The organism is Spirochaetota bacterium (genome assembly GCA_038043445.1).
In the GTDB taxonomy this organism is placed as follows: Bacteria; Spirochaetota; Brachyspiria; order Brachyspirales; family JACRPF01; genus JBBTBY01.
In genome coordinates, this window is record JBBTBY010000171.1 from 1 (window position 1) to 10,957 (window position 10,957).

11 protein-coding genes are annotated in these 10,957 nt (G+C 56.8%); 7 read left to right on the forward strand and 4 right to left on the reverse strand.

Annotation, left to right across the window (positions count from 1 at the left end; translation table 11 throughout):
* Positions 1–84: 84 nt before the first annotated feature.
* Genes AABZ39_20765 through AABZ39_20775 form a run of 3 tightly spaced genes read left to right on the forward strand, consistent with a single transcriptional unit; the run spans position 85 to position 3,546 of the window.
* Complete coding sequence (locus tag AABZ39_20765) at positions 85–870, forward strand: DUF4912 domain-containing protein (protein ID MEK6797220.1); 786 nt, start codon at positions 85–87, stop codon at positions 868–870.
* 46 nt (positions 871–916) lie between these two features.
* Positions 917–2,593, forward strand: coding sequence for an ATP-binding protein (locus AABZ39_20770; GenBank protein ID MEK6797221.1), 1,677 nt, complete (start codon positions 917–919; stop codon positions 2,591–2,593).
* Positions 2,590–3,546 carry a tRNA-dihydrouridine synthase family protein gene (locus AABZ39_20775; protein ID MEK6797222.1) on the forward strand — a complete coding sequence of 319 codons (957 nt, stop codon included), beginning with the start codon at positions 2,590–2,592 and terminating at the stop codon, positions 3,544–3,546. The genes AABZ39_20770 and AABZ39_20775 overlap by 4 nt, the downstream gene beginning before the upstream one ends.
* On the opposite strand, the gene AABZ39_20780 is transcribed toward AABZ39_20775, so the two are convergent.
* Entirely contained in the window at positions 3,529–4,284 is a 756-nt protein-coding gene (locus AABZ39_20780; GenBank protein ID MEK6797223.1) for an MBL fold metallo-hydrolase, read from the reverse strand. The two genes, AABZ39_20775 and AABZ39_20780, sit on opposite strands and share 18 nt — an antisense overlap.
* Before the next feature lie 285 nt (positions 4,285–4,569).
* Between AABZ39_20780 and ilvN the strand changes: the two genes are divergently transcribed.
* Positions 4,570–5,064 carry an acetolactate synthase small subunit gene (ilvN, locus tag AABZ39_20785; GenBank protein ID MEK6797224.1) on the forward strand — a complete coding sequence of 165 codons (495 nt, stop codon included), beginning with the start codon at positions 4,570–4,572 and terminating at the stop codon, positions 5,062–5,064.
* A 4-nt stretch (positions 5,065–5,068) separates the two neighbouring features.
* Positions 5,069–6,118 (forward strand): tRNA preQ1(34) S-adenosylmethionine ribosyltransferase-isomerase QueA, encoded by a 1,050-nt coding sequence (gene queA / locus AABZ39_20790; protein MEK6797225.1) that lies wholly within the window; start codon positions 5,069–5,071, stop codon positions 6,116–6,118.
* Here queA and AABZ39_20795 read toward each other — a convergent pair.
* Complete coding sequence (locus AABZ39_20795) at positions 6,108–7,166, reverse strand: PP2C family protein-serine/threonine phosphatase (GenBank protein MEK6797226.1); 1,059 nt, start codon at positions 7,164–7,166, stop codon at positions 6,108–6,110. The genes queA and AABZ39_20795 overlap by 11 nt on opposite strands.
* A 416-nt stretch (positions 7,167–7,582) precedes the next feature.
* Here AABZ39_20795 and AABZ39_20800 point away from each other — a divergent pair, with 416 nt between their 5' ends.
* Both AABZ39_20800 and xerD read left to right on the forward strand, forming a co-directional pair.
* Positions 7,583–8,785 carry a bifunctional 3,4-dihydroxy-2-butanone-4-phosphate synthase/GTP cyclohydrolase II gene (locus tag AABZ39_20800; protein ID MEK6797227.1) on the forward strand — a complete coding sequence of 401 codons (1,203 nt, stop codon included), beginning with the start codon at positions 7,583–7,585 and terminating at the stop codon, positions 8,783–8,785.
* Positions 8,769–9,674: a site-specific tyrosine recombinase XerD gene (gene xerD, locus AABZ39_20805; GenBank protein MEK6797228.1), complete on the forward strand. Its 906-nt coding sequence runs from the start codon at positions 8,769–8,771 to the stop codon at positions 9,672–9,674. The genes AABZ39_20800 and xerD overlap by 17 nt, the downstream gene beginning before the upstream one ends.
* Positions 9,675–9,853: 179 nt before the next feature.
* Here the strand turns inward: xerD and AABZ39_20810 are convergent, their stop codons facing one another.
* Positions 9,854–10,693, reverse strand: a complete 840-nt coding sequence (locus tag AABZ39_20810; protein ID MEK6797229.1) for a squalene/phytoene synthase family protein — start codon at positions 10,691–10,693, stop codon at positions 9,854–9,856.
* A gap of 3 nt (positions 10,694–10,696) precedes the next feature.
* Positions 10,697–10,957: hypothetical protein (locus tag AABZ39_20815; GenBank protein MEK6797230.1), on the reverse strand; the 261-nt coding region annotated here is incomplete at its 5' end.

Here is a 10,957-nt window from a genome sequence, read left to right on the forward strand (position 1 = left end):
ACGCTCACATGCGTCTGCAAGAACACTCGGATTCGAAGGCCTTTCATGGGATAGGAAGCGCCCCACTGACAAGGAGTCTCGATTATGGCGGCGAAAAAAAAAGCGGTACCGTCCGCGAACGGCAGGAAAGCGGTAAAAAAGCCGAAGGCTGAAAAGAAGGCTGCCCCGAAGAAAGCCCCCGCAGCGAAAAAGGCTGTACACACTTCTACCGATAAGAAAAAGATCGCCGCCGCTGTTGCGGCGGTCGTGAAAGCACCCGCCGCAGACCTGAAAGTAGTGGCATCCTCGGTCAAGATCGCAGAATCGAAGAAATTCCATGAACTCGATTTCGTCGACCGGGTGCGTGAGCTCCCTGAACGCTACAGCGACACTCGTCTTATCGTCGCGGTGCGCGATCCGCAATGGTGCTTCGCCTATTGGGATATCGCGAACGAGGATTTTGAGAAGCATCATCTTTCCGATAAACCGCTCCACCTGAAGATATACCGTCTGCTCGACCCGGATAACATCGAGCATAAATTCCAGCATATGGATGTCGAGGTGAACCGTCATTACGGGAGCTGGTACATCATGCTCGGGATGCCGGACAACTATTTCATCGGTGAACTCGGCTACTACGATGCCGACGGGAATTTCATCATGCTCGCCCGTTCACGCGTGTTCCACGCACCGCGCGACGCGTTCTCCAACGTGTTCGATGAGGAGTGGATGCTCACCGATGATATGGCGAAGGTGCTGTACGGTGAATTCGATCCGAACGGATTGTCATCGGCAAGCATGATAAACCTGTTCAAGAAATACATCGTCGGCGGCGATTCATCGTTCCTTCTGAGCGGGGCATCGTCTTCGGGATTCCCGAAACAAGATTGATCATCTCCCCGCGTTACACCGGTACGTTCCACCCCGAGGCAGCAACATGATACGGATGCTGAGCACGAACAGGGTCCTTGTGATCAGCGTTGCGGTCATACTTATCCTCCTCTCCCTGGCGGCCGCCGTTTTCCACAGCATCGCCGAAACGCTTCGCTATGAAGCATTCATCGATACAAAACGAAAAGCGATGGCACCGACCGTCGCAATGATCGATTCCTACGTCCTCTCGACATCCCTGCGCGCCGTCACCGCGCTCGCCGCATTGCCGGAGTCCGCCGAAACGGCACGGGGGAAGCGCGGATTGTCCGACGCATCGACAGCCGCGGCGTTCACGTTCGCGCTCAATGAACATCGCGCCTCGCTGGTGTTCATCATGAACTCCGAAGGTACGGTCACCGCCTCGCTCCCGGCACCGGGACGACCGAACATTACCGGGAACAACTATCGCTTCCGGAAATATTTCCTCTCTGCCGTAAGCGGCACGCCCATCATTTATCCTGCGGTCGGTGTCACGACGATGGAGCGCGGATTTTACAGCGCCGCACCGATACGTGTACGAAATGCTGTCGTCGGTGTTGCCGTCATAAAGATCGATGCATCGGTGATCGACGAACTGCTCGCCGCGCACAGGAACATCGCCCTTATCGTTTCGCCGAACAACGTCGTATTCTCGGCCAATGACACGAACTGGATACTGCATTCGATACTGCCCCCGACGAACGGCACCACCAATTTCGGGAGACAGTTCGCCGACCTCCCGATCGTGCCGGCTCCGCTCACGCTGCGGGAGAACCGTTTCACTCGCACGAACGTCGCTTACAGTGTCATCCATCACAACCTGCCCTCGATATCCGAACCAGGATGGAAGGTGCTGCACATCGTCAAGGGTGACCGCCGCCATCCCTTGAACCCCAATGAGCGTGCGCTCATGGTAACGCTCATGGTGTTCTTTGCCATCCTCTACATCATCATCGTCGGGCTTGCGCTCATCGTGCACCGATCTCTCACCATGCATCGCGAGGTCAAGCGGCAGGCGGCGGAGCTCATCCGCATCAATGAGGAAGTGCGTGAATTCGCGTCGATCGCATCGCATGACCTTCGGGAGCCGCTCAGGCTTATCACCAATTATCTCGAGCTCCTCGGCCGCCGATACCAGGGCGTGCTCGATGACAAGGGGCATGAATTCATCGCTGCCGCGGTTCGCAGCGGCAATAAGATGAACCATCTCATAAGCGACCTGCTCGCGTATTCGCGCGCGGGTGTAGCCCCAAAACGCATGCAGACCGTACACTGTTCGCTCATCATCGACGAGGTCCGCGCAAACCTGCGCATCGCGATAGAGGAGAGCGGCGCAACGATACGTGCATCCGATCTGCCGGTGATCACAGCCGACCCGGTACAGTTCGTGCAGCTGTTCCAGAACCTTATCGAGAATGCGATAAAATTCCAAGCGCCGGGGATCGCCCCGCTCATTACGATCACCGCCGAGCGGCAGCAGAACGCCTGGCTCTTCTCTGTGGCGGACAACGGCATCGGCATTCCGAAGGAACATATCGAGAACATATTCCTCGTCTTTCACCGCGGGGCGGGGGGGAGGGCCGGCACCGGTCTCGGACTCGCCATCGCAAAACGTGTCGTCGAAGCGCACGGCGGAACGATACGGGCGACTTCCGACAGTACCGGCAGCACGTTCCATTTCACCATTTGTGACGGCAGATGAACCCGCTCATTATTGCCGGTGTTGACGTCGGGAGATATTTCCTTGCGCCCCTCGCTGGCTTCTCCGATTTCCCGTTCCGCCGGCGCGCCCGCGCCTTCGGCGCCGACCTCGTGTATACCGAAATGGTGAGCGCCGCAGCGCTCGCACGACGAAGCAAAAAAACATATCGCTACACCGAACACCGCCCGGACGAATCACCCATAGCGCTCCAGCTCTTCGGCGGTGTACCCGAGGACTTCGCACGCGCCGTATCGCTCAACGATTTCTCATCGTTTGACTTCATCGATATCAATATGGGCTGTCCTGTGAAGAAGGTGACCAGGACCGGCGGCGGCGCATCGCTGCTGTCGGATATCGAGCGTATGCATCGTATCGTGACCAGTGTCAGAGAGAACACCGCCATCCCGGTGTGCGTGAAGATACGGCTGGGTGACCGCCCGAGCGAAGGCGGGGAGATCGAGCGTCTTCATGCGCTCATCGACGCCGGGGCGGTGTTCATTGCCGTGCATGCCCGTTATCGCACGGAAATGTTCGGCGGAACGCCCCACTGGGATACGCTCGCAAAAATCGTCGAAGCATCATCGGTACCGATAATCGCCAACGGCGATATACTCACTGCAGGTGATGTTACGCGAGTATTATCGGATACCAAAGCGGCCGCGGTCATGATAGGACGGGGCGCCATCGGTAAACCATGGATATTCAGGGAGCTGCGTGCAGCGGGCGTTCCGCCGCGGACGACCGCGGATGAAATAAAGACGGTCATGCGGCTTGAGCTCGCGGATATGGTGGAACTGTACGGACCGGCATACGGCGTAAAGGAATTCAGAAAGCATTTCGTGAAATTCCTGCGCAATTTCAGGATCACGCGCGAGGAAAGAACGACCGTGTTGAGGCTCGAGGATCAGTCAGGCGTTCTCGCCTTCATCGACACCCTAGAGGGTAAGGCGTAACCCATCGTAGGCGGGCATCATGCCCCGCGGCAGTTCTTTCGCGAGCTCCGCATGCTTCACATCATGGGTGAAATGAACGAAATAGGTCCTCTCCGCGCCGATACGCGTCGCCATATCGACCGCCTCCTGCAGTGAAAAATGCGTCGAATGCTTCCGATACCTGAGCGCATTGAGCACAAGCACACGCGAACCCCTTGCCGCACGGACGACGGCGTCGGGGATAAAGCTCGCATCGGTAATGTATGACATGTCACCGATGCGATAACCGAGGATATCGAGAATACCGTGTTTGACCGGGAGCGGAACGACGCGAAGACCGAACAGTGTGAACGGCCGTGTCGTCTCCCGGAGCTCGATCTGCGACACGCCGCCGCCGCGCTGCTTCGGATTGAAAAAATATCCGAAACGCTCATGGATCTCGGCCACACCGAGACGATTGCAATAGACAGGCATGGTCCCCGTGATCCTGTTGAGCTGCCTGAGATCATCGAGACCGAACACATGGTCGGCATGCGGGTGCGTGAGGAGTATGGCATCGAGGCGTTTCACGTTCTCTCTCAACATCTGCTCGCGCATATCGAATGATGCATCGATAAGGATAACGCGGCCCTCATGCTCTATCATTGCCGAGGTACGCGTACGCACGTCGCGCCTGTCGCGGCTTTTGCATACCGCACAATCGCAGGCGATCATGGGGACGCCGTCGCTCGTGCCTGTTCCGAGAAAGGTGAATCGCATGGCGGTACGATATAATCACGCGGAGAAATGTCAAGCAGCACGTGTGCAGGTGAAATGTTCTGATCGATTGACGCCAAATTAAGAGGGATAGACACGAATTGCACGAACAACCACGAATAATTCGTGGAAATTAGTGTAATTCGTGTCTGGCTGCTGATTCCGGCCTCATGCAATTATTTCTCTGCGTTACCACAATAGAAAGTCACACACCGTGTGCAGCACTTGCCGCATGCGCTTGCAAAAGTCCCTCCCTCCCCCTATAATCCGAGCGCACGGAGAAACACCATGGAACGAAAGCACGTCATCGCCTGCCTTGTGGAGAACCATTTCGGCGTACTCGCCCGCATCGCGGGGCTCTTCTCCGCACGCGCCTTCAATATCGATTCGCTCACCGTCGGGGAGACGGAAGACCCCACGGTTTCCCGCATGACCGTTGTCGTACTCGGCGATGAGAAGGTCATGGACCAGGTGAAGAAACAGCTTAACAAGGTCATCGATGTCATCAAGGTACTCGACCTCTCATCGAAGAATTTCATCGACCGGGAGCTGGCGCTCGTGAAGATCCATGCGACGAAAGATACGCGCCCGGCGATACTCCAGCTCATCGAAGTGTTCGAGGGTAATGTCGTTGACATCACGCAGAAGGTCGTTACCGCGGAGATAACCGGCGCCACGCAGAAGATAGAAGCGTTCATCGATGTCGTGAAGCCCTACGGCATCATGGAGATGGCGCGTACGGGGAAGATCGCGCTCGCACGCGAACCGCTCTCCGGCACATGACGGGATGTCGTCCCGTCTTTCCGACTACGACCTCCCCCTCCCCGATGCATTGATAGCGACGCATCCGTCCGCGGTACGTGACGAGTGCAGACTTATGGCCGTTGACCGCGCAAGCGGCGCTTTGCAGCATGCCATTTTCAGGGATATCCCGAATCTGCTGCGATCGGGAGATGTGCTCGTGCTCAATGACAGCCGCGTCATTCGCTCGCGCATCCATGCCGTGAAAAAAAGCGGCGGCAGAGCGGAGATACTCCTCTTCAAGCGCATCGACGAACGGACATGGGACGCCTTGGTACGCGGGAAAAATATCCGCCACGGTACGGAACTCTTCCTGCCGGGCGATATGCGCGCGACTATCGCCGGCAGCGACGGCACGGCCAGACGCCTTGTGTTTTCCCGCGATCTCACCCGTGACTATCTTGCCGCCAACGGGGCGATACCGCTCCCGCCGTACATCATCAAACGCCGTGAGGCCGATGGGGAACCGGATACGACCGAGCGCGACAATATCGATTATCAGAACGTATACGCCCAGGCAGAAGGGTCGGCGGCAGCACCGACGGCAGGCCTTCACTTCACCGATGCGCTCCTCGATGCGATAGCTGCCCGCGGTGTGGAGATACTGCGGCTCACGCTGCACACCGGCTACGGCACGTTCGCGCCGATGAGCGAGGATGATATCACAGCACATCGCATGCATGCGGAGGAATTCATCATCCCGCAGGTGTCAGCGGAACGCATCGTGCGCGCGAAGCAGGAAGGCAGGCGCATCATCGCAACAGGGACGACGGCGGCGCGCGTCCTCGAAAGCGAATATGATGCGGATGCGATGCGCTTCCGGCGGCTGACCGGAGAGACATCGATATTCATCTATCCGCCGTATCGACCCGTCTGCATCGACGCGCTTATCACCAATTTCCACACGCCGCGTTCAACACTGCTTGCGCTCGTTGCGGCGTTCGCGGGCTTTCAGCACTGCATGAACGCGTACCGGACCGCCCGGGATATGCGCTATCGCTTCTTCTCGTACGGCGACGCGATGTTCATCCATTGACGCGTACGGGCGGCTTGCGCGAAATCTCCACCCCGAGCAGGGTAAGATCATCGTCAGGACGATGCGTGTACGACGCGAGATCGCTCTTTATCCCGTCGACGACACCCGCGATATCGAGCGCACCATGATGCGCCAGCGACTCGGATAGGCGCGCACCACCGAACATCTCGCGTTTATCGGCATGACCGGACAGATCGGTCACACCGTCGGTGTAAAAAACGAATTTATCGCCGGGGCAGAGCGTCATGCACTCTTCGGTGTACGAGACCGCCGGGAATGTCCCGAGTATGGGCCCCCGCGCAGGCAATTCGCTCACGGTACGTCCGCGGCGGAACAGCGGCTGCGGATGTCCCGCATTCGCATAGATGAGCGTATCCGTCTCGCAGTTGAACTGCGCGGCGACCGCGGTGACGAAGTGTGCCGTCGGTATCTGCTGCACGAGGTTCTTATTGATACGTGCGAGCAGTATGCCCGGCGACGGATAGCGTACCGCGTAGGATGCAATCGCCGCCTTGAGCATGGCCGCTATGAGCGCTGAGGACACCCCATGACCGGCAACATCGGCCACGATGACGAGGAAAATATCACGATCGAGCGCGATGACGTCGTAGAGATCGCCGCCGACGCCTTCAATGGGCTGATAATGCGCGGCACAGCGGATGCGCTCTGATGCGGGAAATTCGCGCGGGAGAATATTCCTCTGTATCGCGCGGGCGAGCGTAAGATCGCGGGCATGCATCTTCCTGTTCTGTTCGAGCGAATCCCATTTCGCGATGAGATAGTCGTTCTTCTCCTCAAGGAGCACGATGATGTCGCGGTACTCGCTCACCACGCGTTCTGCATCCGCGCGTTTCATCATCTCCGGACCCGTTCGCGGTGCCGCGGCGTACGCGGAAACAGCGATACCGCCTGCGAGAACGACATAGACCATCATGCTTACTGCGAGGAACGCTGAAGGGATGAGGTTCGGGAATATCACGGCGATGATACCGAGTCCCGCCGCTGAGGCGGAAATTACGGCAATAACAAGGACGCTCGCTCGATGCACAGAACATTCCTTCCTTAACTGGACCTGTAGAACGCGATTGTCCAATAAAAACAAGCTTCTGTCAATGGCATGGCGAACGGGATCATCCCCTTACCCGAACCATCACGTAAGAAAATAAAACCACGGCACAGAGAATGTAAGAGAGTGCAATAAAAAGCATGGAGGATAATGCGCAGAGGGTATCATCTTTCGGGTGAAAATGTTCAGCTGCCCTTCTGTTCTTTCTCGGCCTTTTCTCCGTGGTATCTCTTTATCCTTATGTGAGGATTTGGGCACTACCGTCCACTTGACCGGAGCGCCCGATTTGTGATATTGTACTGTGGCGATACCCCTCAGGACCGGCATATTCCGGCCTTGAGGGCGTCATCGTATTGACCGATAATAGACAATCGAGAGCGGGAACGCAAGGAAATGACATGTTGAATTCAATTGAAGAAGCCGTCGCCGAGATACGCAAAGGCCGCATGATAATCATGGTCGACAATGAGGAGCGGGAGAACGAGGGCGACCTTGTCATGGCGGCGGAAAAGATCACCCCGGAAGCGATCAATTTCATGGCGAAATTCGGGCGCGGACTCATCTGCGTGCCGCTCCCGGATGAACGTATACAGGCGCTTGGCCTCCCCGATATGGTATCGCAGAACACCGATACGCATCGCACGGCATTCACCGTGTCCGTCGACGGCAGGGATACGACCACCGGCATCTCCGCCCATGAGCGCTCACAGACCATCCATGAGCTCCTTGACCCGCGTACCGATCCCTGCAACCTCAAAAAACCGGGCCACATCTTCCCGCTCAAGTATGCGAAGGGCGGCGTGCTCCGCCGTGCCGGACATACCGAGGCTGCGGTGGACATGGCGAAGCTCGCGGGGCTCTATCCCGCCGGCGTCATCTGCGAGATAATGAACGATGACGGCACCATGGCGCGGCTGCCCGATCTCAAGAAATTCGCAGCCGAGCACACACTCGTCATGATATCCATCGCCGAGCTCATAGAGTACCGACGCAAGACGGAACAGCTCATACACATGACCGCGGAGGCGCGGCTCCCCACTACGCACGGCGAGTTCACCATACGCATGTACGAGAACGATGTCGACAACTTTCAGCACCTTGTCATCATCAAAGGCGATATACACGGCAGGGATAATGTAGCCGTTCGCGTACACTCCGAATGCTTCACCGGCGACATTCTCGGCTCCATACGCTGCGACTGCCAATCCCAGCTCCATTTTGCCCTTGATTACATCGAAAAAGAGGGTCTCGGTGTCATCCTGTATCTCCGGCAGGAAGGACGCGGCATCGGGCTCACCCACAAGCTGAAAGCGTACGCGCTCCAGGACCAGGGTTATGACACCGTCGAGGCGAACGTCAAGCTCGGGCTCCCCCCGGAAATGCGTGATTACGGCATCGGGGCGCAGATACTCGCCGATCTCGGGCTTAAGAACATACGCCTTTTGACGAATAATCCCGCGAAGATAGTGGGGCTTGAAGGATACGGATTAAGAATTGTCGAACGTGTGCCGATAATCATAAAGCCAACCGGCGAGAGTAAGAAGTATCTGAGGACAAAAAAAGAAAAGATGGGGCACATGTTGCATGAGAACAGCGAATGACGACCAGCAGCTCACCTCCTACCTGGACTACGTCCGGGTCGAGAAGGGGCTTTCCGAGAACAGTCTTGAATCGTATCGCCGCGACATAGACCTTTTCATCAATTACATCACCGGCGGGCTTGCGAAACCGGTCGCCGAATCGACCAAAGAAGATATCGAACGTTTCCTCGAACATCGGGGCACGACATCGAAACTGCGCACCGTGGCCCGTAATAAGGTCTCGATCAGCAATTTTTTCAGGTTCCTCCTCTCCGAAGGCATCATCAAGGAGAACCCCGCAGAGAACCTTGAGGTCATTCACCTGGAACGCACCCTCCCCGACTACCTCTCCGTCCGCGAGGTCGACCGACTTCTCTCCGTGCCCGACGTTAAGAAGATCAAGGGCCTGCGCGATAAGATAATCTTCGAGATGATGTACTCCTGCGGCATGCGGGTGAGCGAAGTGTGCGATCTGACAGTGAACGACATCTCGTTCAAGGGCGGTTATATCAAGCTGCACGGCAAGGGCGGCAAAGAGCGCATCACGCCGTTCGGCGGCGAGGCGAAAAAACTCCTGCGCCGGTACTTGGCGATCGTACGCCCGCGCATACTCCGCGGCAAAAAAGGGATAAACGAGCTTTTCCTCAATCTGCGCGGCAGCCGCATATCACGCGTGGGCATCTGGAAGATAGTGAAGGAAACGATGCGCGAGAGCGGCATCAAGAAGAACGTGTTCCCGCATACGCTGCGCCATTCATTCGCGACGCATCTATTGCAGCGCGGGGCGGACCTCAGAAGCGTTCAGGAAATGCTCGGTCATTCGGATATCAGCACAACGGAAATTTATACCCACTGCAATAAACCCTATCTTCGTTCGCAGATGGCCCGCCACCCGCTTAATCGGAACTGACCGTACGTAAGAACGAGAGATAACCACCAAAACTCAAAGGCGCCTATCCATTCCGCTACCTCATTCCGAAAGGGAAAAGAGAGAAGAAATAACCACGAAACACACGAAAAGCACGAAAGGGGAAAAGAATTACGGGTTAATTCTCTTGACCTTTTCGTGTCTTTCGTGCTTTTCGCGGTTCAATTTTTTTTCTTTCTATCCGGTCTTGAACGCTGCAGAAGATCCGCGGTAAAACACCCCCGCGCAACATCCATCCTATCATGTATCTCGGCGTAGAGATCGAAAAGCGTCTTTAAGCTCATTCGATAACGCTCTTCCACCATGGCCGATATGCTTTCCAACATCGCAAACGATGCCTTCCGATATTCCGTCCCGCGGTCATGATAGAACCGCGCAATATGTCTGATAGACTCGGACAACGTGCGTGTACGCAACGCACCGATGAAACCTTCGCGATCGAGGCCATGCTCTCGGAGCATATCATCCGGAACGAATACGATTCCGTCGCGGGCGTCTTCCTTCATATCGCGGAGGATGTGCACATGATAGCAGAAAAGCGCGAGGGGGCGCGAAGCGCGGCGCACATTGAATCGCGGGGAACGCAGGCGTTCTCCCGAACGTAATGCGCACAAATGCATGAATATCGCGCCGGGGGCAACGGCAGCACCCTCGGCATAGGAAAGGAACGCGCGATATGTTGGAAAGCAGCCCTTCACCAGATCGTAGCGCATCGCACGAAGCCAATGCCGCCACGGCCAGGATGGCACGAGCAGCTCTCTGCATTCGGAACGTGGGTCGAACACAGCGCCCTTGCGTATCATATCCGTAATGGTACGTTCTATCGCCTTGCGTTCAGTACGCGGTATCGGCATACCGCGCTTGCGTCTGTTATCAACGATGTCGTCGACAGCGCGCATTATCCTGTAACATGCGACAAAGGCATTGCGGCGCTTTTTATCCCAATGCATCGATGCGAGCTCGAGGATGGAGCGCTCGCGCGGTGGGCCGGGTTTCTGCATCCACTACCCCATCTCATCGGCGATACGGTCCGCCGTGAGGCGTGCGCCGACAAGCACCATCGGCAGACCGCTCCCGGGGGCAATGCTCCCGCCGACGAAAAACAGATTGCGCCGTTTCGGATGACGATTGGGCATACGGAAATATCCCATCTGCAGGAGCGAATGATCGAGGCTGCCGAACACAGCACCGCCGGTGAGGTTCATGCGCGACTCCCACTCCTTCGGCGTGAACGCCAGTTCATGGACGATGCGCTTTTTCAGATC

What these genes read in the sequence shown, in the direction of transcription:
- queA (MEK6797225.1), top strand. Translation starts at nt 5,069, where the DNA reads ATGTCGTCCCGTCTTTCCGACTACGACCTCCCCCTCCCCGATGCATTG.
- AABZ39_20810 (MEK6797229.1), bottom strand. Translation starts at nt 10,693, where the DNA reads ATGCAGAAACCCGGCCCACCGCGCGAGCGCTCCATCCTCGAGCTCGCA.
- AABZ39_20780 (MEK6797223.1), bottom strand. Translation starts at nt 4,284, where the DNA reads ATGCGATTCACCTTTCTCGGAACAGGCACGAGCGACGGCGTCCCCATG.
- AABZ39_20765 (MEK6797220.1), top strand. Translation starts at nt 85, where the DNA reads ATGGCGGCGAAAAAAAAAGCGGTACCGTCCGCGAACGGCAGGAAAGCG.
- xerD (MEK6797228.1), top strand. Translation starts at nt 8,769, where the DNA reads ATGAGAACAGCGAATGACGACCAGCAGCTCACCTCCTACCTGGACTAC.
- ilvN (MEK6797224.1), top strand. Translation starts at nt 4,570, where the DNA reads ATGGAACGAAAGCACGTCATCGCCTGCCTTGTGGAGAACCATTTCGGC.
- AABZ39_20775 (MEK6797222.1), top strand. Translation starts at nt 2,590, where the DNA reads ATGAACCCGCTCATTATTGCCGGTGTTGACGTCGGGAGATATTTCCTT.
- AABZ39_20770 (MEK6797221.1), top strand. Translation starts at nt 917, where the DNA reads ATGATACGGATGCTGAGCACGAACAGGGTCCTTGTGATCAGCGTTGCG.
- AABZ39_20800 (MEK6797227.1), top strand. Translation starts at nt 7,583, where the DNA reads ATGTTGAATTCAATTGAAGAAGCCGTCGCCGAGATACGCAAAGGCCGC.